30 protein-coding genes are annotated in these 26,009 nt (G+C 57.2%); 27 read left to right on the top strand and 3 right to left on the bottom strand.

What is annotated here, in order from left to right; translation table 11 throughout:
- The 26 genes from AB8C10_RS08480 to glmM all read left to right on the top strand — a co-directional run.
- On the top strand, nucleotides 1-813 hold an 813-nt coding region (locus AB8C10_RS08480), incomplete at its 5' end, for an LPXTG cell wall anchor domain-containing protein (RefSeq protein WP_368867482.1).
- A gap of 948 nt (nucleotides 814-1,761) precedes the next feature.
- Nucleotides 1,762-2,952, top strand: coding sequence for a YncE family protein (locus AB8C10_RS08485; protein WP_368867483.1), 1,191 nt, complete (start codon nucleotides 1,762-1,764; stop codon nucleotides 2,950-2,952).
- Between the two features lie 656 nt (nucleotides 2,953-3,608).
- Nucleotides 3,609-3,980, top strand: a complete 372-nt coding sequence (gene rplN, locus AB8C10_RS08490; protein WP_005504986.1) for a 50S ribosomal protein L14 — start codon at nucleotides 3,609-3,611, stop codon at nucleotides 3,978-3,980.
- 3 nt (nucleotides 3,981-3,983) lie between these two features.
- Nucleotides 3,984-4,319: a 50S ribosomal protein L24 gene (gene rplX, locus AB8C10_RS08495; RefSeq protein WP_005504988.1), complete on the top strand. Its 336-nt coding sequence runs from the start codon at nucleotides 3,984-3,986 to the stop codon at nucleotides 4,317-4,319.
- Nucleotides 4,319-4,879 (top strand): 50S ribosomal protein L5, encoded by a 561-nt coding sequence (gene rplE, locus AB8C10_RS08500; RefSeq protein ID WP_005505001.1) that lies wholly within the window; start codon nucleotides 4,319-4,321, stop codon nucleotides 4,877-4,879. Before rplX ends, rplE begins: the two co-directional genes overlap by 1 nt.
- Before the next feature lie 73 nt (nucleotides 4,880-4,952).
- The gene (rpsH, locus tag AB8C10_RS08505) at nucleotides 4,953-5,351 is read left to right on the top strand and encodes a 30S ribosomal protein S8 (protein WP_005505003.1); all 399 of its coding nucleotides are present in this window, start codon (nucleotides 4,953-4,955) and stop codon (nucleotides 5,349-5,351) included.
- Nucleotides 5,352-5,378: 27 nt separating this feature from the next.
- A complete protein-coding gene (gene rplF, locus AB8C10_RS08510) occupies nucleotides 5,379-5,915 on the top strand; it encodes a 50S ribosomal protein L6 (RefSeq protein WP_005505004.1) in 537 nt (178 codons plus the stop codon).
- A 2-nt stretch (nucleotides 5,916-5,917) separates the two neighbouring features.
- Nucleotides 5,918-6,277 carry a 50S ribosomal protein L18 gene (gene rplR, locus AB8C10_RS08515; RefSeq protein WP_005505006.1) on the top strand — a complete coding sequence of 120 codons (360 nt, stop codon included), beginning with the start codon at nucleotides 5,918-5,920 and terminating at the stop codon, nucleotides 6,275-6,277.
- Between the two features lie 29 nt (nucleotides 6,278-6,306).
- Complete coding sequence (rpsE, locus tag AB8C10_RS08520) at nucleotides 6,307-6,951, top strand: 30S ribosomal protein S5 (RefSeq protein WP_171840195.1); 645 nt, start codon at nucleotides 6,307-6,309, stop codon at nucleotides 6,949-6,951.
- Nucleotides 6,952-6,953: 2 nt separating this feature from the next.
- Nucleotides 6,954-7,160 carry a 50S ribosomal protein L30 gene (rpmD, locus tag AB8C10_RS08525; protein ID WP_004005265.1) on the top strand — a complete coding sequence of 69 codons (207 nt, stop codon included), beginning with the start codon at nucleotides 6,954-6,956 and terminating at the stop codon, nucleotides 7,158-7,160.
- A 2-nt stretch (nucleotides 7,161-7,162) separates the two neighbouring features.
- Nucleotides 7,163-7,609, top strand: coding sequence for a 50S ribosomal protein L15 (gene rplO / locus AB8C10_RS08530; RefSeq protein WP_005505008.1), 447 nt, complete (start codon nucleotides 7,163-7,165; stop codon nucleotides 7,607-7,609).
- A gap of 281 nt (nucleotides 7,610-7,890) precedes the next feature.
- Complete coding sequence (gene secY / locus AB8C10_RS08535; RefSeq protein ID WP_012903060.1) at nucleotides 7,891-9,198, top strand: preprotein translocase subunit SecY; 1,308 nt, start codon at nucleotides 7,891-7,893, stop codon at nucleotides 9,196-9,198.
- Complete coding sequence (locus AB8C10_RS08540; protein WP_005505015.1) at nucleotides 9,195-9,758, top strand: adenylate kinase; 564 nt, start codon at nucleotides 9,195-9,197, stop codon at nucleotides 9,756-9,758. The genes secY and AB8C10_RS08540 overlap by 4 nt, the downstream gene beginning before the upstream one ends.
- Before the next feature lie 120 nt (nucleotides 9,759-9,878).
- Nucleotides 9,879-10,718: a type I methionyl aminopeptidase gene (gene map, locus AB8C10_RS08545; protein ID WP_070629924.1), complete on the top strand. Its 840-nt coding sequence runs from the start codon at nucleotides 9,879-9,881 to the stop codon at nucleotides 10,716-10,718.
- Between the two features lie 115 nt (nucleotides 10,719-10,833).
- A complete protein-coding gene (gene rlmN / locus AB8C10_RS08550; protein WP_368867484.1) occupies nucleotides 10,834-12,048 on the top strand; it encodes a 23S rRNA (adenine(2503)-C(2))-methyltransferase RlmN in 1,215 nt (404 codons plus the stop codon).
- Between the two features lie 286 nt (nucleotides 12,049-12,334).
- Entirely contained in the window at nucleotides 12,335-12,556 is a 222-nt protein-coding gene (gene infA, locus AB8C10_RS08555) for a translation initiation factor IF-1 (RefSeq protein ID WP_005505018.1), read from the top strand.
- A gap of 124 nt (nucleotides 12,557-12,680) precedes the next feature.
- A complete protein-coding gene (gene rpmJ / locus AB8C10_RS08560) occupies nucleotides 12,681-12,794 on the top strand; it encodes a 50S ribosomal protein L36 (RefSeq protein WP_004005257.1) in 114 nt (37 codons plus the stop codon).
- Between the two features lie 179 nt (nucleotides 12,795-12,973).
- On the top strand, nucleotides 12,974-13,342 hold the full coding sequence (gene rpsM, locus AB8C10_RS08565; protein ID WP_005505026.1) for a 30S ribosomal protein S13: 369 nt from the start codon (nucleotides 12,974-12,976) through the stop codon (nucleotides 13,340-13,342).
- Between the two features lie 68 nt (nucleotides 13,343-13,410).
- Nucleotides 13,411-13,818: a 30S ribosomal protein S11 gene (rpsK, locus tag AB8C10_RS08570; protein ID WP_005505028.1), complete on the top strand. Its 408-nt coding sequence runs from the start codon at nucleotides 13,411-13,413 to the stop codon at nucleotides 13,816-13,818.
- Nucleotides 13,819-13,956: 138 nt separating this feature from the next.
- On the top strand, nucleotides 13,957-14,949 hold the full coding sequence (locus AB8C10_RS08575) for a DNA-directed RNA polymerase subunit alpha (protein WP_005505031.1): 993 nt from the start codon (nucleotides 13,957-13,959) through the stop codon (nucleotides 14,947-14,949).
- Between the two features lie 105 nt (nucleotides 14,950-15,054).
- Entirely contained in the window at nucleotides 15,055-15,708 is a 654-nt protein-coding gene (gene rplQ, locus AB8C10_RS08580) for a 50S ribosomal protein L17 (RefSeq protein ID WP_005505032.1), read from the top strand.
- A gap of 173 nt (nucleotides 15,709-15,881) precedes the next feature.
- Entirely contained in the window at nucleotides 15,882-16,847 is a 966-nt protein-coding gene (gene truA, locus AB8C10_RS08585) for a tRNA pseudouridine(38-40) synthase TruA (RefSeq protein WP_368867485.1), read from the top strand.
- 367 nt (nucleotides 16,848-17,214) lie between these two features.
- Nucleotides 17,215-17,658, top strand: a complete 444-nt coding sequence (gene rplM, locus AB8C10_RS08590) for a 50S ribosomal protein L13 (RefSeq protein ID WP_005505035.1) — start codon at nucleotides 17,215-17,217, stop codon at nucleotides 17,656-17,658.
- A gap of 32 nt (nucleotides 17,659-17,690) precedes the next feature.
- Nucleotides 17,691-18,182, top strand: coding sequence for a 30S ribosomal protein S9 (rpsI, locus tag AB8C10_RS08595; protein WP_005505036.1), 492 nt, complete (start codon nucleotides 17,691-17,693; stop codon nucleotides 18,180-18,182).
- A 180-nt stretch (nucleotides 18,183-18,362) separates the two neighbouring features.
- Nucleotides 18,363-19,430 carry a polyphosphate kinase 2 gene (ppk2, locus tag AB8C10_RS08600; RefSeq protein ID WP_012903067.1) on the top strand — a complete coding sequence of 356 codons (1,068 nt, stop codon included), beginning with the start codon at nucleotides 18,363-18,365 and terminating at the stop codon, nucleotides 19,428-19,430.
- A gap of 243 nt (nucleotides 19,431-19,673) precedes the next feature.
- Nucleotides 19,674-21,032, top strand: coding sequence for a phosphoglucosamine mutase (gene glmM / locus AB8C10_RS08605; protein WP_368867486.1), 1,359 nt, complete (start codon nucleotides 19,674-19,676; stop codon nucleotides 21,030-21,032).
- A 163-nt stretch (nucleotides 21,033-21,195) separates the two neighbouring features.
- Here glmM and mscL read toward each other — a convergent pair whose 3' ends face one another.
- The 3 genes from mscL to coaA all read right to left on the bottom strand — a co-directional run bounded on the left by mscL (nucleotide 21,196) and on the right by coaA (nucleotide 23,898).
- On the bottom strand, nucleotides 21,196-21,570 hold the full coding sequence (gene mscL / locus AB8C10_RS08610; protein ID WP_368867487.1) for a large conductance mechanosensitive channel protein MscL: 375 nt from the start codon (nucleotides 21,568-21,570) through the stop codon (nucleotides 21,196-21,198).
- A 293-nt stretch (nucleotides 21,571-21,863) separates the two neighbouring features.
- A complete protein-coding gene (locus AB8C10_RS08615) occupies nucleotides 21,864-22,790 on the bottom strand; it encodes a M15 family metallopeptidase (RefSeq protein WP_368867488.1) in 927 nt (308 codons plus the stop codon).
- A gap of 151 nt (nucleotides 22,791-22,941) precedes the next feature.
- A complete protein-coding gene (gene coaA / locus AB8C10_RS08620) occupies nucleotides 22,942-23,898 on the bottom strand; it encodes a type I pantothenate kinase (protein ID WP_368867489.1) in 957 nt (318 codons plus the stop codon).
- Between the two features lie 184 nt (nucleotides 23,899-24,082).
- Here coaA and glmS point away from each other — a divergent pair, with 184 nt between their 5' ends.
- Nucleotides 24,083-25,966 (top strand): glutamine--fructose-6-phosphate transaminase (isomerizing), encoded by a 1,884-nt coding sequence (glmS, locus tag AB8C10_RS08625; protein ID WP_368867490.1) that lies wholly within the window; start codon nucleotides 24,083-24,085, stop codon nucleotides 25,964-25,966.
- The last annotated feature ends 43 nt before the right edge of the window (nucleotides 25,967-26,009 follow it).

The raw sequence follows: 26,009 nt of genomic DNA on the forward strand, positions 1-26,009 counted from the left end.
GAGCCGACTACCCCGGCACCCTCCGAAAGCGCAGAATCCAACGAAGTTGTACACGAGTACAAGGACGGCGCTAAGGTCTACTTCCCCAAGACCTGGGACGGCCAGAAGCTGACCTTCCGCGGTGAAGGCTTCAAGACTCTGGACGGTAAGGGCTCCGTTATCGCAGTCAAGCTGAACAAGGGCGCTATTTCTCCGAAGGAAGAGCCCAAGCTCGAAGGCGTTGAAGGCAATAGCGCAGGCATCTGGGCATACATCAAGGCGGACGAAAACGGTAACTTCACCGCAACCATCGACCGCCCCACCGTGGCAAACTCTAACCTGACTGAAGAGCTGAAGACCGGCGATAGCGTTGCTATCTACCTGCTCTCCGGTTCCCTGGCAGAAAACGATAACGTGCGCGGTGGTGTGGCAGCAGAGTACACCTTCAGCATCGACAACCAGGCACCTGCACCGAAGGCGTCCGAATCGGCTAATGCACCTGTGGCTAACCCCTCTGAGGCGCCTTCCGCACCGGCAGACTCCAAGGACCAGGTAAAGGAAAACGCTAAGGACCAGCCTGCTAAGGATCAGTCCAAGGCTCCCGCGGATTCTTTGAAGTCTGAGGCTCAGAAGAAGGACAGCACTACGCCGAAGACCTCCGGTTCTTCGTCGCAGAACGTAGCATCTTCCAACAACGGCTCCACCGCTTCGAGCTCCTCGAAGTCTTCGCTGGCTAACACCGGTGCTTCGGGCGTTGTCGTTGCTGCAGGAATCGGCGTTCTTGCCCTGGTCGTTGGCGCAACCGTGCTGGTAGCACGTCGCCGCAAGGCATAGCTCGTACCCCACGGCAGCTCACGATACTACCGCTTGGTGGTAGCGAAAGAGGTAGAGCGGGATCTGCTAGATATTCAAGAACCCGATTGACTCTCTGAAACTGCCGATACGCACTGAAAGGGGCGGTATCCATCGAACCGATGGGTACCGCCCCTTTCGTTTTGCCTATACGTCTGTATTCGAGCGGAAGGCCTAGACCAGGATCAGAAGTAGCAGCGGGGGAGAGCGGAAGAGAAGCGGAGGAAGGGTGAAGCGCACCCTTTACGCTCGTCCGCCCTTATTTGACGAGTTAACAGCCTGAAGAATGAAGTGCGGGATTCTAACACCTCAAATACGAAGAAAACCCGCACCGAAGTGCGGGTTTAGTGTCAAAGCGAGGTTCGGTCCCTAGACAAACGGATTAGCGAGGAAAAAGGGACCCAAGAAATCTGTCCGATAAGGACCGAACCTCTTGTTTGACGCATGCGTCTCTTCTATTATGGTACATCTCGCTAAATTTCGCACCTTGAATCGCGTTTTTTGCTGAAAAACTTGATTTTTGAAAAAACCGTCATGAATTTCTAAATTTTTTGGTTGGTTTTTCTAGAAAGATGGCTTAAGAGGCCTATACCTGAAGAAATATTACAAAATCATATAGCTCAGAAGGCCTGAAATTAGTCAGACGATCACAGATGATGTCGAAACCTTCCGAAAGAGGCCGTTCGTATGAATTACATGAGTAGAGAGTGGCAGCTAACTGCAAAGCTGAGCGGGTAAATCTATTGCTGGGGGAGCACTCTACGATGCGGCGAGAGAGGCGGTCATGCGTGAATTCATGCATCTGACTGATCGGAGGATCTGAGCACTATCGTAGGTGGCTACTGAAGCGTAAGATGTACAGCAAATACTACGGAGACTATGCGAGAGTCTTGAGGCTGGCCTCCAAATCATGCAATCAAGGAGATACACATGGAATCTATTCCTATAGAAGGCGGTAAGAAAAACACTCAGGAAGCCCAACAGTTTTCTGTAGAACGTTCCGCGGGTCTTGCGGGTCAATATCAGGTGGCCTACAACCCTAACGAGAACGTTCTTTTTGTAACTGGAAGCTTTAACCACACAAAGACCCACGGCACTCTCTGCGCCACAATTGCTCGCATAAACGCGGATACCCTGCAGATTGAGAAGACGGCTACTCTGCCCGTTATCCCGGAAAATAACCCCGAACTAGCAAACCTCTTCCAGATTCAAGCTGCCTACGGCCTAGCCGCAGACAACGAACGGGGGCTTCTCTGGACCGGAGGAACCCGCACAAACTCCGTTACCGCATACTCCCAAAAGGACCTATCGCTCGTATGGGATTCTCTCGCTATAGGAGTAGAGATGCTGACTCCGCGCGAGCTATACGTCGCACCCAACGGTGCCGTGCTCGTTACCGGCATGGGTGGCTACCAGGTGATTTCTGCGCCCAACGCAGAAGGGGAGCGTAAGGTTAGCGCCCTTCAAGGGGAAAGTCCCGCCATGCTGCTAGGGCCCGTAGCGGATGAAACCCGTAGCCTCCTGTACATCCCGAATATTATGCGAGATGAAATCTGGGTTGTGGATATGAATACCTGGGAGCTCGTGCGCAGGCTACCCGTAATTGGAGGGGAAGATACCAATACTCCAGTCGGTGTACACGGTGTGGAGATTGACTCGTCGCGCGGTGAACTATATGTCTCTGCGCAAGGGCGCGAGGGTAAGAACGGCGGTCTATACGTTCTGAGTCTTGAAGGCGAACGCCTCGATTATCTTCCTTTCGGAAAAATGCCCACCAATATCTTGCTCGATGCAGAACGTCACCTGCTCTATGTTGCTGATTTCGGTGGCAAGGGGGAGACGGCAGTTGCTGGTGGCGGAACTATTACCGTCATTAATACGCTCAATCGAGCCATTATTGACACCGTGCAGGTGGCTCCCACCCGCATTAATCACCAGGTCCTGTTGAAGGACGGGAGTGTCATTGTTATCGATAAAGCAGGAGACTACCCTGCAGTTGAGGTTCCCTATGTGCTGGATGCGAACTCTGGCAAATACTACGAAGCGGCAGAAGAAGCTCGGCCGGGAGAACCGCCTCGCCCTATCGTTCGTGACGGTATCGCGAAAGTATATATGCCCTAGTTGCTGTGTGAAGAGCGGCTGAGTCGCCAACGTCGTGTCTGCTGTGCTCTAGCGTCGTATGCACGTTTGCGTAAGGAGCGGAACCGCCGTGATCTCTCGCCAGCCCCGCGGCAAGTCTGTCGTGGAGGCATATTAAAACGTAGTAAAATATAAATATCTACCATCCTTGTTTGACACATTGTTTGGTAGATTTCTCGAGGCCCCTTCAGTTTCTTATGCGTCAGGAACTACACGAAGGGGCCTCCTGCTTTAAGTGTCAAATAAGAGACCTTCTCGCTCGACGGTGATGTGGGATATGAGGTTTTTAGTCCCTAAACCCGACTATCCCCGGGGATAGGGTGGTGGAGACCGAAATCATAGTTGGCTAACTCTTGCGCTACGTACCTGATTCCTGTACAGTGTTAAGACTGTGTGGCTGTATCCAAATGGCCGCGCAACCACGGGCTTCTCGTGCCAGTGCATAATGCCGCTACTTACGGGTGGATACGCCCGCTTCACGCGGGTCCAAATGCTTCTGGCATGGGTTTGCCCCAGGCGTTTCCGCTAACCCCTTCCACAGAGATGGGGCCCGGGGCGTCAACCAATCCCGTAAAAATGTTCCGCAAGGCTGGCTCGCGCCTAAAGCGAGTCGGAACCGGCGAGACGACAGGAGAAATATGATTCAGCAGGAGTCGCGACTGAAGGTCGCCGACAACACTGGTGCGAAGGAAATCCTGACCATCCGTGTTCTCGGTGGTTCCTCGCGTCGCTACGCAGGCATCGGCGACATCATTGTCGCAACCGTCAAGGATGCAATCCCCGGCGGTACCGTAAAGAAGGGTGACGTTGTCAAGGCAGTCGTCGTCCGCACCAAGAAGGAAACCCGTCGTCCCGACGGCTCCTACATCAAGTTCGACGAGAACTCCGCAGTGATCCTGAAGAACACTGATGGTGATCCCCGTGGTACCCGTATCTTCGGCCCCGTGGGTCGTGAGCTTCGCGACAAGAAGTTCATGAAGATCGTTTCGCTGGCTCCGGAGGTGCTCTAATTCATGGCTAAGATCAAGTCCGGCGACCTGGTTCAGGTTATTTCCGGTGCAGATAAGGGCAAGCAGGGCAAGGTTCTGAAGGTTCTCCCCAAGGAAAACCGCGTGATTGTTGAGGGCGTCAAGGTCGTCACCAAGCACACCAAGGCTAACCCCCTGACCGGCGCAGCAGGCGGCATTCAGAAGGTTGAGGCACCGATCCACGTTTCTAACGTTGCGATTGTTGACCCCGAGACCAAGAAGCCGACCCGTGTTGGTTTCCGCCTCGAGACTGTAGAGCGTGACGGCAAGGAGCGCACCGTTCGCGTGCGCGTTGCTAAGCGTTCGGGTAAGGACATCTAATGACCGAAACCAAGATCACCCCCCGCTTCAAGACCAAGTACGCTGAGGTCGTCGTTCCCGCTCTGCAGGAAGAGTTCAAGTACGAGAACGTCATGCAGACCCCGAAGATCGTTAAGGTCGTCGTAAACATGGGTGTTGGCGAGGCAGCTCGCGACGCAAAGCTCATGGACGGCGCAATCCGCGATCTCACCGCAATCACCGGTCAGAAGCCGATTGTTACCCGCGCTAAGAAGTCCATCGCACAGTTCAAGCTGCGCGAAGGTATGCCCATCGGCGCACACGTCACCCTGCGTGGCGACCGCATGTGGGAATTCCTGGACCGCCTCGTCACCCTGGCACTGCCCCGAATCCGCGACTTCCGCGGCCTCTCGGACCGCCAGTTCGACGGTAATGGTAACTACACCTTCGGTCTGACCGAGCAGTCCATGTTCCACGAAATCGATCAGGACTCGATCGACCGCGTGCGTGGTATGGACATCACCGTGGTGACCTCCGCGAAGACCGACGAAGAAGGCCGTGCAATCCTGAAGGCACTGGGCTTCCCGTTCAAGACCAACTAACGACTACGTTGTAGGTCCAGACCCCGTTACCGCGGGGTAGGGAAACCACAACGAGGAAGGGCTAAAGCCCACAATGACTATGACTGATCCGGTCGCAGATATGCTGACCCGTTTGCGTAACGCAAACTCCGCATACCACGACACCGTATCCATGCCCTACTCCAAGCTGAAGGCTCGCATTGCTGAGATCCTGAAGGCTGAGGGCTACATCGCCGACGTGAAGGTTGAGGATGCAAAGGTCGGCAAGACCCTGACCCTCGTCCTCAAGTACGGTCCGTCCCGCGAGCGTTCCATCGCTGGCGTGCGTCGTATTTCCAAGCCGGGCCTGCGTACCTACGCAAAGTCCACCAACCTGCCCCAGGTTCTGGGTGGCCTCGGCATCGCAATCCTGTCCACCTCTTCGGGTCTGCTCACTGACAAGCAGGCTGCGAAGAAGGGCGTGGGCGGCGAAGTCATCGCTTACATCTGGTAGTCGGTTAGAAGAGAAAGGAAGAGAATAATGTCACGTATTGGACGTCTCCCCATCTCGGTTCCCGCCGGCGTTGAGGTTAAGGTCGATGGCAACCTGGTTACCGTTAAGGGCCCGAAGGGCGAGCTCTCCCACAAGGTAGCTTCCCCCATCACCGTGGCTCTGAACGAAAACGAGATCGTTGTATCTCGTCCGAACGACGAGCGCCTGTCTCGCTCGCTGCACGGTCTGACTCGTACCCTGATTCAGAACCTGATTATCGGCGTTACCTCCGGCTACGAAAAGAAGCTGGAAATCGTTGGTACCGGTTACCGTGTGACCCCGAAGGGTAACGACCTGGAGTTCGCTCTGGGCTACTCCCACCCGATCAACATCACCGCTCCCGAGGGTATTACCTTCGCAGTGGAGGGTGCTAACAAGCTGACCGTGTCGGGTATCGACAAGCAGCTCGTTGGTCAGGTTGCAGCAAACATTCGTGGTCTGCGTAAGCCCGATCCCTACAAGGGTAAGGGTGTTCGCTACGCAGGTGAGCACATCCGCCGCAAGGTCGGAAAGGCTGGTAAGTAAACATGGCTATCAAGTCGAAGGCAGCGCAGCGTGCACGTCGTCACGCTCGCATCCGCAAGTACGTTTCGGGTACCGCTGCGCGTCCGCGCCTGTGCGTCACCCGTTCGACCCGTCACATGTTCGTTCAGGTTATCGACGATGTCAAGGGCGTAACCCTGGCATCCGCTTCCACCATGGAAGCAGAGCTGCGTGCAGCTGACCTGGACAAGACCGCTAAGGCAAAGCGCGTTGGTGAGCTCGTAGCAGAGCGCGCCAAGGCAGCTGGTGTTGAGGCAGTCGTGTTCGACCGCGGTGGTAACAAGTACCACGGCCGTGTTGCAGCCGTTGCTGACGGTGCACGCGAGGGAGGTCTTGCACTCTAATGAGCGAGCAGAACGTAAAGGAAACTCAGGTGAGCGAAGCAGTAGTAGCTGAAACCGCTGAGACCTCCAACCAGCGCGAGGAGCGCCGCAACAACCGCGGCGAGCGTCGTGGCCGTGGTGAGCGCCGTAACAACCGCGCTCGCGAGGAGGAGAAGGACAAGTACATCGAGCGCGTTGTGACCATCAACCGCGTTTCCAAGGTCGTCAAGGGTGGTCGTCGCTTCAGCTTCACCGCACTGGTCGTCGTTGGTGACGGTAACGGCCTGGTCGGCGTTGGCTACGGTAAGGCTAAGGAAGTTCCCGCAGCAATCTCCAAGGGTGTCGAGGAAGCAAAGAAGAACTTCTTCCGCGTTCCCCGCATCGAAGGCCGCACCATCCCGCACCGCGTGCAGGGTGAGGCAGCTGCAGGCGTTGTGATGCTCCGCCCGGCAACCGCTGGTACCGGTGTTATCGCAGGTGGCCCCGTGCGTGCAGTACTCGAGTGCGCAGGCATTCACGACGTGCTGTCCAAGTCGCTCGGTTCCTCGAACCAGATCAACATCGTTCACGCAACTGTTGCAGCACTCAAGGAGCTCGAGGAGCCCCTGGCAGTGGCAGCCCGCCGTGGCCTGCCCACCGATGAGGTTATCCCCAGCTACCTGCGCAACACCAAGTCTGAAAAGGCAGGTGCGTAGTAATGGCCAAGCGTATTCAGCCCAGCGACGCAAAGCTGGAAATCACCCAGGTCAAGTCCTATGTTGGTCAGAAGCAGAACATGCGCGACACCCTGCGTTCCCTGGGCCTCAAGCGCCCCGGCAACAAGGTAGTCCGCACTGCTGACCCCGTCACCGTTGGCATGGTTAACACCGTTGCTCACCTGGTGAAGGTTGAGGAGGTCAAGTAAAGATGGCAGAAGCTATCAAGATTCACGATCTGCGCCCGGCTCCGGGTGCCCACAAGGCAAAGACCCGCGTTGGCCGCGGTGAAGGCTCCAAGGGTAAGACCGCAGGTCGCGGTACCAAGGGTACCAAGGCACGTTACCAGGTTCGTGCAGGCTTCGAAGGCGGCCAGCTGCCGCTGCACATGCGCCTGCCGAAGCTGCGCGGCTTCAAGAACCCCTTCCGCACCGAGTACCAGGTTGTTAACCTGGACCGCATCCAGGAACTGTTCCCCAACGGTGGCGACGTCACCGTCGAGGCACTGGTTGCTAAGGGTGCCGTTCGTAAGAACGAGCTCGTGAAGGTTCTGGGCAACGGCGAAATCTCCGTCAAGGTGAACGTTGTTGTCGACAAGGCATCGGCTTCCGCTATCGAGAAGATCGAGGCCGCTGGCGGTTCTGTAACCGTTAAGTAGTCTTCAAGACGAGAAAGCCCCCGTCCGTACGCTGTACGGCGGGGGCTTTTTGCTGCTTGAAAAGATTTACAACAGGGTTATATTCCTGTATTCGTATATTTGAACGCTTGGTGTGCGCCACATTTGGCGTTCAAAAATCACGCTAAGAGAATATAAAAGCTACATAATCTGCTAGGGAGTTATCGTTACCCGCTCCAAACACGATAGACTGGAAGATGTGTTTACTGCGCCCTAAAACTCTTTGAGAGGGATGGGCGCCCCATAGACTTACAGGAGGACATGTGCTGAGCGCATTCGGGCGAGTCGTCAAGACCGCCGATTTGCGGCGTAAGCTGCTGTTTACCCTGGCAATGATTGTGCTGTACCGCGTGGGCACTTTCATCCCCGCGCCAGGCGTTTCCTACGGAAATGTACAGCAGTGTCTGAACGCCAATGTTACAAGCGGTGGCGTCTACGATATCGTCAACCTTTTCAGTGGTGGCGCACTGCTGCAGCTTTCGATCTTTGCCCTCGGCGTGATGCCGTACATTACCGCGTCCATTATCATCCAGCTGCTACGCGTGGTCATCCCGCGATTCCAGGAGCTGCACGATGAGGGCGCGCAGGGTCAGGCAAAGCTCACCCAGTACACCCGCTACCTGACCATCGCTCTTGCCCTGCTGAATGCAACCACCATCGTCTCGATGGCACGCTCTGGCGTTCTGCTGGGTAACTGCCCGGGCATCATCCCCCAGGACGACGTACTGCACATCCTGCTGATTATCGTCACCCTGTGTGCGGGTACCACCGTCATCATGTGGATGGGTGAGCAGATTACCGAGCGTGGCGTCGGCAACGGTATGTCCCTGCTGATCTTCACCTCCATCGCTTCCTCCTTCCCGAGCGCTCTGGGCTCCATCCAGCGCACCCACGGTTGGGGTATCTTCGCGGCTGTCTGCGGTATTGGCCTGCTGGTCATGCTTGCCGTGGTCTACGTGGAACAGTCCGTTCGCCGTATCCCCGTGCAGTATGCAAAGCGCATGATTGGTCGACGCACCATTGGCGGCACCAGCACCTACATCCCGCTGAAGGTCAACATGGCCGGCGTGATCCCGCTGATCTTCGCGTCCTCCCTGCTGACCCTGCCCGGCCTGATTGCCCAGTTCAACACCCCCACCGACGGCTCCACCCCGCCGGACTGGGTCAACTGGATTAACGCATACCTGGTGCGCGGCGATCACCCGCTGTACATTGCTCTCTACTTCTTCATGATTATTGGCTTCGCGTACTTCTACGTGGCGGTCACCTTCGACCCGGTAGAAGTAGCGGACAATATGAAGAAGTACGGTGGCTTCATTCCCGGCATCCGTGCGGGTAAGCCCACCGCGCGTTACCTCAGCTACGTACTCAACCGAATTACGTTGCCTGGCGCACTTTACCTGGGTGTAATTTCCATGATTCCCCTGGTAGCGCTTATCCTATTCAACGCAAACCAGAATTTCCCGTTCGGCGGCGCCTCGCTGCTGATCGTGGTGGGTGTTGGTCTTGATACTCTCAAGCAGATCAACGCTCAGCTCCAACAACGAAACTACGAAGGACTGCTCCGATGAACCGTCTGCTCATCGTCGGCCCTCCCGGTGCAGGTAAGGGCACCCAGGCCGTCAAGATCGCTGAAGCGCTGAAGATTCCCGCGATTTCCACCGGTGATATCTTCCGCAAGAACATCAAGGAAGAGACCGAGCTGGGCAAGGAAGCGAAGTCGTACATCGACTCCGGCAACCTGGTTCCCGACTCCGTCACCAACAACATGGTGCGCGCACGCCTGGAGGAAAGCGACGTCGTCAACGGCTTCCTGCTCGATGGCTACCCCCGCAACACCTCCCAGGTGCACGAGCTGGACTCCATCCTCGAAGCCAAGGGCGAGAAGATCGACCGCGTTCTCCTGCTGGTTGCAGACAACGACGAGCTCGTCGAGCGTCTGCTCAACCGCGCAGCAGAGCAGGGTCGTACCGATGACAACGAAGAGGTCATCCGTCACCGCCTGAAGGTTTACGAAGAAGAGACCGCACCGCTGATCGCAATCTACCGCGAACGCGGCATTGTCAAGGAAGTTAACGGCCTCGGCGAGATTGCTGAAGTCACCGAGCGCATCCTCGACGCTCTGAAGTAATCTTCTGCTGTACCCCCGCAATTTGAGGTGCATGATGCATCACAAAGACTTGCGGGGGTACAGTGCTGTCTGTAGAGTTCTAAGCTTGGGCGCACCGCCCCCTATACCTAAGGAGCCAGAATGGCACGAGTCGAAATTAAAACCAATGCACAGCTTCAGCAGATGGCTCGTGCAGGCGTCATCACCAGCCGCGCGCTCGATGCGGCAGTGGCGGCTGCTCGCCCCGGTGTAACCACCGCAGAGGTGAACGCCGCCTTTGAACGCACCATGCTGGAACTGGGCGGTACCTCCAACTTCTACGGCTACTACGACTACCCGGCGACCGTATGCACCTCCGTCAACCACGAGGTCGTTCACGGCATCCCTGGCGACTACGTCCTCAAGGACGGCGACATCCTCTCTATCGACGGCGGCGCGTACGTTATCGACCCCGCAACCAACCGCCAGTGGCACGGCGACTCGGCACGTACTGTGCTGGTCGGTGACAACGTGAGCGAAGCACGCGCGGAGCTCTCCGCCGTCACCCGTGAGGCAATGTGGCACGGCATCGCCGCTCTGGCAACCGCAAAGAAGGTCGGCGAAATCGGCCTCGCCATCGAAGCGTACGTGACCGAAGAATACGGCGATAAGTACGGCATTATTGAAGATTACGTAGGCCACGGCATCGGTTCCCAGATGCACATGGCACCGGACGTGCTGAACTACGCTGTGCGTGACATGGGCCCGAAGATCAAGCCCGGTATGGCTTTCGCTATCGAGCCGATGCTTGTGACCGGTTCCATCGAGACCAAGGTGCTTTCCGACGACTGGACCGTTGTGACCGTTGACGGCTCCGATGCCTGCCAGTGGGAGCACTCCGTTGCCGTGCATAGCGAAGGTATCTGGGTCCTGACCGCAGAAGACGGCGGCGCAAGCGAACTGGCTCGCTTTGGCGTAACTCCTGTGCCCATCCCCGCCTAAATCCCACTCCGAGGCGTAGGGGAGGGGCATCTACCCCCACAGTAAGAAACCGGCGAATCCGGTCCGGTGCGTGATAACGCATCCGAAAGCATCCATATCACAAGGAAGAAGCTCTATGAGCGAAACTCTCAACAGCTGCGAGGCAGCCGCACCCGCCGCGACCAAGGTGCCGGTTGAAATCTCGAATGTTCGCCCCGCCCCCGGGCAGATTGCGCTGAAGGCGCCGCGCCGCGCGAAGCCGCCCAAGCACATCGCTGACTTCGACATGGCTGGCCGCCGCGAATTTCTGAAGGAACTGGGCTACCAGTCGTTCCGTGCATCCCAGCTATCCAAGCACTATTTTGAGCGTCTGGTCACTGACCCGGCTGAGATGACTGACCTGCCGGCTAAGGACCGCGAGCAGATGGTTGCTCAGGCTATGCCGCAGCTTCTGACCCCGGTTCGCACCCTGGAGGCTGATGGTGGCGACACCCTGAAGGTTGTGCACCGTCTCTTTGACGGTGCGCTCATCGAGTCTGTCATCATGCGCTATGACAACCGCGTGACCATGTGTATCTCTTCGCAGGCTGGCTGCGGTATGAACTGCCCCTTCTGCGCGACCGGTCAGCAGGGTTTGACCCGTAACCTGTCCACCGCAGAAATTGTGGAGCAGGTTGTAGCCGGCGCCCGCTACCTGAAGCAGATGAAGGGCCTGGAAGAAGCAGAAGGCGGTTCTGAGGATACTCGTCCGCTGCGTGTTTCGAACATTGTGTTCATGGGTATGGGTGAGGCGCTTGCTAACTACAAGGCAACCATGGGTGCTGTGCACCGCCTGATTGACCCTTCGCCCGAGGGCCTGGGTATTTCTGCTCGCGGTCTGACCATGTCGACCGTTGGCTTGGTGCCGGGTATTCGCAAGTTTGAGATGGAGAAGCTGCCCATTACTTTGGCGCTGTCTCTGCATGCTCCGGATGATGAGCTGCGTGATGAGCTGATCCCGATTAACCAGCGTTGGAAGGTCGACGAGACCCTGGACGCTGCGTACGACTACTACCGTACGACCGGCCGCCGCGTTTCCATTGAGTATGCGCTGATTCGCGATATTAACGATCAGGGTTGGCGCGCGGATCTGCTGGGTAAGAAGCTGGCGCAGCGCGGCCGCGGTTGGGTGCATGTGAACCCGATTCCGCTGAACCCGACTCCGGGTTCGAAGTGGACGGCGTCCCGTAAGGGCGTTGAGCAGAACTTTGTGGAGCGTCTGCGTGCTCACGGTATTCCGACGACTATTCGTGATACTCGCGGTTCCGATATTGATGGCGCATGCGGTCAGCTTGCTGCTAAGGAAGACTAAGCGGCTGAGCTGTAACCGATAAACGGTGCCCCTTTCCCACACAAGGAAGTCCTTAAGGCTTTCTTAAGAGTGGGGGAGGGGCTTCTTCCTTTTAAACCTTAAGTGCCTGATGTCATAAAAATCACGGTTGTTTTTCCAGGGTCTTTGCCGTAGAGTTAACAGTTGGTTGTTTGTGCCAGTGTTAAGTGCGCCTTAAAACGCCCCAGCACCTCACCGCGGTGAGCTCACAAACAGAAGATACATTTGCCCGCCGCACCTGCGACGGGCACCGACGTTAGCGGAGGATATGGCTAAGAAAGACGGCGTCATCGAGATTGAAGGCTCTGTGGTTGAAGCTCTGCCCAACGCGATGTTCCGTGTTGAGCTGGATAACGGCCACAAGGTTCTCGCACACATCTCGGGCAAGATGCGTCAGCACTACATTCGCATCCTGCCTGAGGACCGAGTAGTAGTGGAACTGAGCCCCTACGACCTTTCCCGAGGTCGTATCGTCTACCGTTACAAGTAAACCCGAGATAAACGTCGCCCCTGGCGGCGTTTAAATCGTGTTCAAAGGGATAACGCAGTTCCCCAACGTAAGTGAGGGAACCTCTTATCTCGCCAGTAATCAAGTTGCAATCAAAAGGAATGCGATGAAGGTCAAGCCGAGCGTTAAGCCGATCTGCGATAAGTGCAAGGTGATCCGCCGTCACGGTGTGGTCATGGTGATCTGCGAAAACCCGCGCCACAAGCAGCGCCAGGGCTAATCCCTAGCAGCTGACTTCATAGCCGCCCTATAAGAGGGTGGAATTGTCATAGGCACCGCTCCGAAGCAACGCCAACGAGGCGCCTTCGGATACCTCCGGACTCAGAGGCCGGGGACCGGGTCAGAACAACCCGGGCAGTGATGCTATAGACCTCTGGAAAACAACAAGGAGAAGCCAGTATGGCACGTCTCGCTGGAGTTGATATTCCCCGCGAAAAGCGCGTGGAAGTTGCTCTCACTTACATCTACGGCGTGGGCAAGACCCGTGCACACGAAACCCTCGCTGCTACCGGCGTCAACCCTGACACCCGCGTCAAGGACCTGACCGACCAGGAGCTCGTGGCACTTCGTGACTTCATCGAAGGCAACTACAAGGTTGAAGGTGATCTTCGCCGCGAGGTTGCAGCTGACATCCGCCGTAAGGTTGAAATCGGTTCCTACCAGGGCCTGCGCCACCGCCGCGGCCTGCCGGTTCACGGTCAGCGCACCAAGACCAACGCACGTACCCGCAAGGGTCCGAAGCGTACCGTCGCAGGTAAGAAGAAGTAAGACACGTTGCTCTGTTGGATATCTCTATCCGACCAACGTATAAGTAAACCTTTGTAGGAGAATCAAAAATGCCTCCCAAGACTCGCGCTGCGGCAGCTCGTAAGACCAACCGCCGCAAGGTTAGCAAGAACATCGTTGCTGGTCAGGCTCACATCAAGTCGACCTTCAACAACACCATCGTCTCCATCACCGATCCCACCGGTGCAGTGATCTCCTGGTCCTCCGCTGGCGACATGGGCTTCAAGGGCTCCCGTAAGTCCACCCCCTACGCCGCACAGCTGGCTGCTGAGGCTGCTGCAAACCGCGCCAAGGAGCACGGCGTCCGCAAGGTTGACGTGTTCGTCAAGGGCCCCGGTTCCGGTCGCGAAACCGCAATCCGCTCCCTGCAGGCTGCAGGCCTCGAGGTCGGTTCGATCCAGGACGTTACCCCCGTTGCACACAACGGTTGCCGTCCCCCGAAGCGCCGCCGCGTCTAATTAGGTCCCTGACCTAATCCCTCGACGGGTACACTCCACGGAGCTGTACCCGGAGAGTACAGACACCCGTCTGCTTCCTAAGATATGTTTTCCCCAACCTGTGGGCTCATATAGCGGAGCTCACCGAAAGGAAACAAAGTGCTTATTGCACAGCGCCCCACTCTGACTGAAGAGGTCGTAGCGCCCAACCGCTCGCGCTTCACCATCGAGCCTCTGGAGCCCGGTTTCGGCTACACCATGGGTAACTCCCTCCGCCGTACTCTGCTGTCCTCCATCCCCGGCGCCGCTGTTACCAGCGTCCGCATTGATGGCGTACTGCATGAGTTCAGCACCGTTCCCGGCGTGACCGAGGACGTCACTGAGATCATCTTGAACATCAAGAAGCTCTCCATCTCTTCTGAGAACGACGAGCCCGTCGTGGCCTACCTGCGCAAGCAGGGCGAAGGTGAACTGACCGCAGGCGACATCGAGGTTCCCGCTGGCGTGGAGATCCACAACCCGGAACTGCACCTGGCAACCCTGAACGCCTCGGCAAACTTCAACGCTGAGCTGGTTATCGAGCGCGGTCGCGGCTACGTGACTGCAGCTCAGAACAAGGTCGGCGATGGCGAGATTGGCCGCATCCCGGTTGACTCCATCTACTCCCCGGTTCTGAAGGTTACCTTCAGCGTGAACGCGACCCGTGTTGAGCAGCGCACCGACTTCGACAGCCTGACCCTGGACGTCGAAACCAAGGAAGCCATCGCACCGCGTGACGCCGTTGCTTCTGCAGGCAGCACCCTGGTCGAGCTCTTCGGCCTGGCACGTGAGCTGAACATTGCAGCTGAGGGTATCGAAGTTGGCCCGTCGCCCGCCGACGAGTCCATGGCCGCCGATCTGGCACTGCCGATCGAGGACCTGAACATGTCCGTCCGCTCCTACAACTGCCTCAAGCGCGAGGGCATCCACACCGTGGGTGAGCTCGTGACCCGCAGTGAAGCTGACCTGATGGACATCCGTAACTTCGGTGCTAAGTCCATTGACGAGGTCAAGGCAAAGCTCATCGAGCTTGGCCTGGCTCTGAAGGACTCCCCTCCCGGTTTCGAGCCTGCTGCACGCCCGCTTGATGACGAAGACGGTTCCGGCGAATAATTTCGACCGAATAGTTCACCCGGTTCCACCGGGATCAGTCAAACTTGATTCCCTAAGAGGCTCCGCTGCTGGGGCGTTAGGGAACGCAACTATGGAGATTTAACTATGCCTACTCCCACTAAGGGTCCCCGCCTCGGCGGTTCCCCGACCCACGAGCGCCACATGCTCAACAACCTGTCGGCGCAGCTGTTCCAGCACAAGCGCATCACCACCACCCTGACCAAGGCAAAGCGCCTGCGTCCGGTGGCAGAGCGCTTCATCACCTTCGGTAAGAAGGGCGACCTGGCTGCTCGCCGTCGCGTGCTGCGTTCCATCACCGACAAGTCCGTCGTGCACGAGCTCTTCACCGTTATTGCTCCGGCAATGGCAGAGCGCCCCGGTGGTTACACCCGCATCATCAAGATCGGTAACCGTAAGGGCGACAACGCTCCCATGGCAGTCATCGAGCTCGTCATGGAGCCCGTTGCAACCAAGGGTGCAGTTGCTGAGGCAACCAAGGTTGCTGAGAAGGCAGCTGAGGCTCCCAAGGCTGAAGCAGCTGAGGGTCTGCCCGCAGGTTCCCACGCACCCCTGGAGTCCGGCGAGGCTCCCGAGGGCTTCGAGGTTAAGGGTAACGCCGATTCCATGAAGTACCACGTGCCCGGTTCCCGCTGGTACTCCAGCACCAAGGCTGAGATCTGGTTCGACTCCGCTGAGTCGGCAGAGGCTGCAGGTTACGCCCCCGCAGGTGGCGCAGCAGCACAGAAGGTTTCCGAGTAATACGGAATCTAGCTGATATAGGCTAAGCCTAAAATACGTCAATCCGCCGTCCACTATTGTGGGTGGCGGATTGGTGTATCTGCATACTTAAGAGGACACGGTTCTTTGCGTATTCGCTATCCAAGAGCCGGTTCGTAGTCTTCAATCGTCCTTTACCGCTGAAAGGCACACCAATGCATAACGCTACTTCTTTAGAGAATTACGAAGAGCAGCCCTTCACCGCTACGCACCGCGTGCGAATTGATTGTGCTTACGACGGTTCTCTTTTCAGCGGGTGGGCAGCCCAGCCGAACCTGGTCACGGTGCAGGGAGTTATCGAGAACGCCCTCGAGCTGATTCTGCGGGCGCCTCACCGTGTGGTGGTTGCGGGTCGAACGGATGCGGGAGTCCACGCAGAAGCCCAAACCCTGCACTGCGATCTGAACGATGAGGACTGGACTCGCCTGCAGGGACGAACCGGGCAAGACGACCCGACGGCCGCTCTGGGACGCCGTCTCACCGGGGCTCTTCAACGATGCCTTTACGATGCGGAAGAGCAGCTGAACCTTCCGAAGAACGTTCGCGGCATTTTGCAGGGCGCTATTCAGATTCACCGCGTGAGCGAAGTGCCGTTCGATTTTGATGCGCGCTTTTCGGCTACCGGTCGCCGCTACGTATATCGCATTGCAGACGGTGCGGCGGACGGTCTTAATCCTCTGCACCGTACCTACACCTGGGCGGTGTCCGAGCACCTGGATTGTGCTAATCTGAACGAATCGGCGCAGCAGCTACTCGGCCTGCGCGATTTTCTCTCCTTCTGCAAACCCCGTGAAGGCGCGACCACGATTCGTGAGTTGCGGGAACTCAGCTTTACCCGCGCTGAAAGCGGGCTGATTGAGGTGCGCGTGGTGGCTGACGCCTTCTGCCATCATATGGTGCGTTCACTCGTCGGCGCGCTGGTGCTCTACGGTACCGGTAAGCGAGATGCAGCCTGGTTGCGTGAGCGGATCGAGAACCCGGGACGCGAGGCTTCGCTGACTCTGGCGCCTCCGCACGCGCTCGCTCTGGCTGAGATTTACTACCCTGCGCCGGAGCTCTATGGTGTGCAGGCGGAGCGTGCTCGAGCAAAGCGCGAGGACCACGAAGCACAGAGTGCTTAATGCCCTGTGCATATTGAGCCTCGTCACCTTGCTCATGCTCCGTGAAGCACCGCGGGGGGGGGGTGCAACGACCGCGGGTGAATTACACGGATGGAATTTAAAATGTGTTTAAGGCAAAAAAGCCCTATTTTTAAGGCTTTGGCGGTGGATTAAGCACTCGACGTCCTGTATAGTCTTGATATGTTGTGCGTGTTCTACCCGAGCGCGCTCTAAATCGCTGTCTAGTTGCAGGACGTTAAGGCGGTCTAGAGTACGGGCAGAACGGGCGGCAGCTCGGTCCTCACCCGGGTGTTCGTCATGCACGTAAGTAAAAGGCGCGATACCCAACTAAGCGCCGTATGTACATTTCGAGACAAAGGCCAATATTTTGCGCACTTATACTCCCAAGCCCGGCGAAGTCGAGCGCCAGTGGCACGTCATTGACGCCACCGACGTTGTTCTCGGCCGCCTCGCAAGCCAGACCGCTATCCTGCTGCGCGGTAAGCACAAGCCGACTTTTGCTCCCCACGTTGACACCGGTGACTTCGTTATCATCGTGAACGCTGAGAAGGTCGCCCTGACCGGTGCAAAGCTCGAGCAGAAGCGTGCATACCGCCACTCGGGTTACCCCGGCGGTCTGAAGTCCGTGAACTACGCAGAGCTGCTTGAGACCAACCCCGTTCGCGCGGTTGAGAAGGCTGTTAAGGGCATGCTGCCCAAGAACAAGCTTGCTGCACAGCAGCTCAAGAAGCTGAAGGTCTACGCTGGCCCCGAGCACCCGCACGCGGCACAGCAGCCCAAGACCTACGAATTCAACCAGGTCGCCCAGTAATTCGGGCCTACGAAGAAACAATAGGAGAAATCGTGGCTCAGAACGAAGAGCAGATCGTAGTCGAGGAAGAGCTGACCAGCTACACCTCGGAGTCCGCTGCCCCCGCAGCGGCTAAGGCAGCACGTCCGGCACTGACCGTTGCAGGCGCAGCAGTTGGTCGCCGTAAGGAAGCAGTGGCACGCGTTCGCGTTGTGCCCGGTTCCGGCAACTGGACCATCAACGGTCGTAGCCTGGAAGACTACTTCCCCAACAAGCTGCACCAGCAGGACGTCAACCAGCCCTTCAAGCTCCTGGAGCTCGAGGGTGCATACGACGTCATCGCACGCATCAACGGTGGTGGCCCCTCCGGTCAGGCAGGTGCTCTGCGCCTGGGTATCGCTCGTGCACTGAACGAGATTGACCGCGAGAACAACCGCCCCGCACTGAAGAAGGCTGGTTACCTGACCCGTGACGCACGCGTCATCGAGCGTAAGAAGGCTGGTCTTAAGAAGGCACGCAAGGCTTCGCAGTTCTCCAAGCGTTAATCGCTGGTTTTCACGAAGCGTTACGCCCCGCTTCTCCTTCGGGAGATTCGGGGCGTTTTGCGTATCTACTCACCGTGAGCGTTACAAGGTTATAGGGTGCATATAACTGTTACGTTTGTTCATTGAAGAGCACCCCGGTAGAGTTAAAGAGTCAAAGCAGACAGGAAGAAAAGAGTACTCATGGCAGAGCAGAATCCCTCCACCAAGCCCGAAGAAAAGGCAGTGGAGGCTCCTCAGGCTGAAGCCCCCCAGCACACCGCTGAAGGCGCACACGCACACACCGGTTCTGAGAAGAAACAGGCCATCAAGGAAGCCCTGAAGCCCCAGGCACGCCGTACCTCCGTCGTTGAAGACTACTCGGCAGAGCTGGACGAAATGGCTTCCCTCACCCGCGCCCTCGGCAAGGACAAGAAGGACGACGAAACCTCTCAGGCATGGAAGAAGGGTTACCCCTACGACACCAAACTCAGCCGTAAGGCATACGAGAAGGAAAAGCGTGCCCTGCAGATTGAGTTGCTGAAGCTGCAGCTCTGGGCTAAGTCCACCGGTCAGAAGATCCTCATCATCTTCGAAGGCCGTGACGCAGCAGGTAAGGGTGGCTCCATTAAGCGCTTCACCGAGCACCTGAACCCCCGTGGCGCTCGCGTTGTCGCACTGGAGAAGCCGACCGATATCGAGCAGACCCAGTGGTACTTCCAGCGTTACATCAAGCACCTGCCCTCCGGCGGCGAAATCGTCCTGATGGACCGCTCCTGGTACAACCGTGCCGGCGTTGAGCGCGTTATGGGCTACTGCACCCAGGCACAGTACTTCGAGTTCATGCGCGAAGTTCCGGACCTGGAGCGCATGCTGGTGAACTCCGGTATCCACATCATCAAGTTCTGGTTCTCCGTCACCCGCGAAGAGCAGCTCGCACGCTTCACCTCCCGCCGTACCGACCCGGTTCGTCAGTGGAAGCTTTCCCCCACCGACCTGGCGTCCCTGGACAAGTGGGACGACTACACCGCGGCAAAGGAAGCAATGTTCTTCTACACCCACACCGGTGACGCTCCCTGGACCGTCATCAAGTCCAACGACAAGAAGCGAGCACGTCTGGAAGCAATGCGTTACGTGCTCACCCAGTTCGACTACCCCTCCAAGGATGAGGCAGTTGTGGGCGAGCTCGATTCGCTGATTGTCCGCTCCGCATCACACGTCTTCGAGGACGAGTCCGGTGACTCCCCCGACGGCTTCCCCGTCGTCAAGTAAGCGTGGATAAATAGGGGAGAATAAAAACTCAACCCTACGGCGATAGAGCCGCCAAATAGCTTGCATTATGAAGGTGCCTGTCTCTCTTTTCCCAACCCCGGGAACGGAGAGCAGGCACCTTTGCGCGTCTGCAGAAATATTAGCTATGAAGCAGATATGTAGCCGCTGAAAATCACTTTCTGATTATGAAGAATTTACGGTGTATGCGCCTAAGCAGAGTTACGCACAACGTAAAATAAAAGGGTGACTGAACGACTTTTTGGAACCGACGGCGTACGCGGTCTGGCAAACGATGTAATTACTCCCGCCCTGGCTATGGAGCTCGCGCAGGCGGCTTCTATTGTTCTGGGCTTTGACACGGTAGAAGAGGGCGTACGCCCCCGTGCCGTGATTGCAAATGACTCCCGATCCTCTGCAGACTTTATTGTCTCTGCGATGAAGGCTGGCTTCGCTAGCGCAGGTGTTGACGTGCTGGATGCCGGCATTGTCCCCACCCCCGCAGCAGCTTACCTGGTGGCACACACCGGTGCTGACTTTGGCGTGATGATTTCTGCATCGCACAACCCCGCAGCGGACAACGGTATTAAGTTCCTGGCTCGTGGCGGCCAGAAGCTGGAAGACTCCGTTGAGGACGCTATTGAGCGCGTTTACCGCGAGAAGTCCTTCCGCTACCCGACCGGTGGTGCTGTGGGTACCGTCAAGCCCCTGGAGAACGGTACCGAGGCTTACGTGAAGCACCTGGTCTCCACCGTGCCCGATGGCAAGCCCCTCGCAGGCATGAAGATTGTTCTGGACTGTGCAAACGGTGCAGCCTACGCGGCGTCCCCGGCAACCTTCGAGGCACTGGGTGCAGAGGTCATCGCACTGGCTGTAGAGCCCAACGGCACCAACATCAACGACGGTGTGGGCTCCACCCACCCCGAGAAGCTGCAGGCAGCAGTGGTTGAGCACAGCGCGGACCTCGGCATCGCACATGACGGCGACTCCGACCGCTGCCAGGCAGTTGACGAAAAGGGCAACCTGGTAGACGGCGACCAGATCATGGCTATCCTGGCTGTTGCCGCTAAGCGCGAAGGCAAGCTCGCAAAGGACACCCTCGTCGCAACCGTAATGAGTAGCCTGGGCCTGGAACTGTACCTGCGTGAGCACGGTATTACCCTCGGCCGTACCGCTGTTGGCGACCGCTACGTCCTCGAGTCCATGCGCGAGCACGGCTACAACCTCGGCGGTGAGCAGTCCGGCCACGTTATCATGAGCGACTACGCAACCACCGGTGACGGCGTGCTGACCGGCATCCAGCTGGCAGCAGAGGTGGCTCGTAGCGGTCAGACCCTCTCGAATCTGGCATCCCGTATGCAGCCCACCCCGCAGCGTCTGATCAATGTCAAGGGTGTTGACCGTGCGGCTGTGAAGACCAATGAGGCGCTCGCTACCGCTGTGAGCGAGGCTGAGGGCGTACTGGGTGAGAGCGGCCGCGTGCTACTGCGTGCATCCGGCACCGAGCCTCTGGTGCGTGTGATGGTTGAAGCTGCAACTCAGGAGCAGGCTGATGAGGTTGCTCAGCAGCTGGCTGACGTTGTGGCTAAGGAACTGGCACTCTAAACGTATTCTTCCTTAGCGGAGGATCGAGAAAGGGCTGGGAAGGTAACATCTTCCCAGCCCTTCTTCGTTATCTTGATTGGGCGCAGGGGAAAGAGGATGTGGAAAACCCCCGCATCCACAGGGGATACGGGGGTTTGAAACTTAGTGTTAGAAAACAGAGAAATTACTTCTTTGCCAGAGCGTCGCGGATCTCCTTGAGGAGTGCGATCTCGGTCTCTTCCTCTTCTTCCTCTTCCTCAGCCTTGTTCTTGGTAGCCAGTTCGGTCAGCTTCTGAACGGGCACAACAACTGCGAAGTACACAGCAGTTGCAATCAGAACGAAGTTGACAACAGCGGTCAGGAAGACGCCAATCTTAATCTGGCCGAAGACCAGGAACTCATCGAAGTTGGGGGAGCCAACCAGCATGGAGATAGCCGGCATCAGGACGGCCTGGACAAGTGCGGTCACCACAGCGGTGAAGGCGGTACCCATGATCAGACCAACTGCGAGGTCGATGACGTTACCGCGGATCAGAAAATCTTTAAAACCCTTAAGCATGAGATATAGAATAGCGCCTTTCGGGTGTTCAAAATGCCATATTCTGAGAAAATTTTCACTGTAAAGCATGTGTTTTTCTTCACAGTGGTTCTATGGTACTCAATACTTAAGGTCTAGGTCACATAAAGCATGGGTAAAAATCTCTAAAACCTGCGAAAAACCGCGGATTTACGGGGTGTGTATACGAAAAAATATGCATCTACTATGCCTATTTATTTCTGACACGGAAGCCAGAAATACGACACGCTTCACCACTCGGCGCACCGGATAAAGCCAAAAACTTAGCTCAGAGCCTAGTTCGCACTTGCATAATCGGGTGCCGCACCCGTACCGATAAACTCCTCAAAAGTCTTCGCACCCGAAGACACATACTCCTGAGCAATCTGCACACCCACATAACGGTAATGCCACGGCTCAAAACGATAACCGGTCACCGACTGACGACCATCAGGGAAACGCAAAATATATCCGTAACGCGGAGCATTCTTCGCCAACCACTGACCAGCCAGCGTATCGCGGTAACACTCCTCCAAGCGGCAACCTTCAGGAGAGGCAAAATCAATCGCCAAACCCGTCTGATGCTCCGAATAGCCGGGACGCGCAGACAACTGGTCCGCTACCTGCTGACCGTTCACCGAAACCCAATACTGATAGGTCTGCTGCTGCACCGCATACGAACGATACGCGCTAGAAACAAGCAGAGTCACGCCGTCGGTCGCCGCCGCATCAATCATCGTGTCCGCCGCCTTAGCCGCCTCAGCACGCAATTGATGACCGTAGAACTCCACCAGGTCACTCGGCTCCCAGTCCTGTTGCTCAAAGGGGCGCATCTTATTTACGAGGCAACGCAACGAGTCCGGCTGAGACTCAACACTAGGCTGAGCAAGAGCCAACGGGGTAGAAGACGCGCTCGCAGAAGTCGAAGCGCTGGCAGAAGCACCGGTTGCAGAAGCAACAGGGGAGGGCGCGGCAGAAGAGGCTGCCGCAGTGGAAGAGACACTAGAAGAAGCCGCCGAAGCCGTCGCAGACTCAGAGGCAGAAGCGCTCGCTGCAGAAGATGACGAGGCGGCACCCTGACCCTGCGAGCCACCCTGCGAACCACAAGCCGCCAATAGTGCGGTACCGCCAACCCCCAAAGCGGCACCCAAGAGGGTGCGGCGGTTTACCGCAGAACCATTAAGAGACTCCTGAGCGGTAGACGTACGGTGCAGAGACAACACAATAACTCCTCATCATGGCGTAGATGCAAACAAAAAGCGCCGGAAGCCTAAACCCACCCAGCGAGGGAGTGGAGCCTCCGGCGCCTTCTACTAGAATGCACCACAATACCGGCTAAAAGCCGCACACGAACACTAAAAACCTAAAGAACCTCTAGTTCTTACGCAGAAGAACCTGCTCCACGGTATGCTCGGCACCCTTCTGCAGAATTAAATGCGCACGAGCACGAGTCGGCAAAACATTCTGCACCAGATTAGGCTCATTCACGCTCTTCCAAATGCCGGTCGCTACCTCAACCGCCTGCTCATCGCTCAGCTCCGCATAACGCTTGAAATACGACTCCGGATTCGCAAAAGCCGAAGAACGCAGCGTCAAGAAACGATTCACATACCAGCGCTCAATATCCTCAGTGCGGGCATCCACATAAATAGAGAAATCAAAGAAATCACTCAGCGTCAGATCGGAAGTCTCCGGACCCTCAGCCTGAGAAGGCGCCAAAACATTCAAACCCTCAAGAATCAGAACATCCGGTGCGGTGACCTCAATATGCTCATCCGGCATGATGTCGTAATACAGATGCGAATACTTCGGCGCAACCACACGCTCGGCACCGGACTTCACCTGCGACACAAAGTTCAACAGGGCACGGCGATCATAAGACTCCGGGAAACCCTTACGGTGCATAATGCCGCGACGCTGAAGCTCCGCATTCGGGTATAGGAAACCATCCGTAGTCACCAACTGAACCTTCGGAGTCGAAGGCCAGCGGCTCAAAAGAGCCTGCAAAATACGAGCCGTCGTCGACTTACCCACCGCAACAGAACCCGCCACACCAATAATGAACGGCACGCGGCGCTGAGACACATGCAGAAATTCATTCGTCATATGGTTCAGCGAAGACGCAGCAGTCACATACAGGTTAAGAAGACGGGAAACCGGCAGATAAATACGCTGCACCTCCTCAAGGTCGACAGTTTCGCCCAGACCACGAAGAGACTCAATTTCCTCAGCGCTGAGGGGAACAGAAATCTCATCGGCTAGGTGCGACCAGCGGGAACGGTCAAGATGCATGAAGCGGTCATCGCCAGAAAAATACGGTGCGGTGCTCATTTATCTAAGTGTACGAACTTTCAGCCCCCGGGGAAAATACCTACCCCTGCAGTGGGGGAGAAGAAATAAAAACACAGACAAAAAGGATAAAAACCGAAAAAGACAGGAAAAGCTCAATTGGACGTGACGCATAACGGTATTTCACCGTGCGCATATTTGGATACTTGTGGGATAAACTTATAACATGTGTGGAATCGTAGGATATGTAGGTCTGGACACTGCTCCGGACGGTAACAAGTTTGATCACAACGCATACGATGTGGTCCTCGAAGGTCTGCGCCGCCAGGAATACCGCGGCTATGACTCTGCTGGCGTGGCAGTTGTAAGCCCCGACGGCATCGTATTCCGTAAGAAGGCAGGCAAGCTCCTGAACCTTGAGAACGAGGTCAAGGAACACCCCCTGCCGGACTCCCAGATTGGCATCGGTCACACCCGTTGGGCAACCCACGGTGGACCCACTGACAACAACGCTCACCCCCACGTTGTCGACAACGGCCGCCTCGCCGTCGTACACAATGGTATTATCGAAAACTTCGCAGAACTGCGTGCCGAACTGCTCGCCGAAGGCGTAGAGTTCGCATCCCAGACCGACACCGAGGTAGCTGCAGCAACCATTGCAAGCATCTACAACAAGCTCGGTACCGGTGACCTCACCGAGGCAGTACGCATCGCGTCCAACCGCCTGGAAGGTGCTTTCACCATCTTGGCTATTCACGCCGACCACCCGGACCGCGTTGTGGCAACCCGCCGCAACTCCCCGCTGGTCATCGGCCTGGGTGAGAACGAGAACTTCCTCGGCTCTGACGTCTCCGCGTTCATTGATTACACCAAGGAAGCCGTCGAGATGGGTCAGGACCAGATCGTGACCATCACCGGCACCGACTACTCCATCATCGACTTCGAAGGCAACCCCGCAGAGGGCAAGCCCTTCCACATCGAGTGGGACGCAGCAGCAGCCGAAAAGGGCGGCTACAACTCCTTCATGGAGAAGGAAATCCACGAGCAGCCCACCGCAGTTGAGCAGACCCTCATGGGCCGCCTCGACGAGAACGGCAACCTGACCCTCGACGAGCTGAACATTGACGACTCGGTGCTACGCTCAATCGACAAGATCATCGTCGTTGCATGTGGTACCGCAGCATACGCAGGCCAGGTGGCACGCTACGCCATCGAGCACTGGTGCCGCATCCCCACCGAGGTCGAGCTCGCACACGAGTTCCGCTACCGCGACCCCATCGTGAACGAGAAGACCCTCATCGTGGCACTCTCGCAGTCCGGTGAAACCATGGACACCCTGATGGCTGTGCGTCACGCACGCGAACAGGGCGCAAAGGTTATCTCCATCTGCAACACCCACGGCTCGACCCTGCCCCGCGAATCCGACGCTGCGCTGTACACCCACGCAGGCCCTGAAATCGCAGTGGCATCCACCAAGGCATTCCTGGCACAGATCACCGCAGCATACCTGCTCGGTCTGTACCTGGCACAGCTGCGCGGCAACAAGTACAAGGACGAAATCGCATCGATCCTCGCCGAGCTGCAGAACATGCCCGCAAAGATTCAGAAGGTCATCGACAACGACACCCAGGTCAAGGAACTGGGCGTCGAAATGAAGGATGCCTCCTCCGTGATCTTCCTCGGCCGCCACGTGGGCTTCCCCGTCGCAATGGAAGGCGCGCTCAAGCTCAAGGAAATCACCTACATCCACGCTGAAGGCTTCGCAGCAGGCGAGCTCAAGCACGGCCCCATCGCACTGATCGATGAAGGCCAGCCGGTCATCGTAGTGGTTCCCTCCGCAAACGGTCGCGATTCCCTGCACGGCAAGGTCGTCTCCAACATCCAGGAAGTGCGCGCACGCGGCGCCTTCACCATCGTCATCGCCGAGGAAGGCGACGAGGCAGTCAAGCCCTACGCAGACCGCCTCATCACCGTCCCGGCATGCCCCTCGCTGCTGCAGCCCCTGCTGGCAACCGTGCCCCTGCAGATCTTCGCATGCGCACTGGCAGAAGCTAAGGGCCTGGACGTTGACCAGCCGCGTAACCTCGCAAAGTCCGTGACCGTGGAGTAATCCTTTTGAAGTAACCTCCTCGGAAATTGCCTCAGCGATCACG

This window comes from Rothia mucilaginosa (genome assembly GCF_964210535.1).
GTDB classification, from domain to species: domain Bacteria; phylum Actinomycetota; class Actinomycetes; order Actinomycetales; family Micrococcaceae; genus Rothia; species Rothia mucilaginosa_F.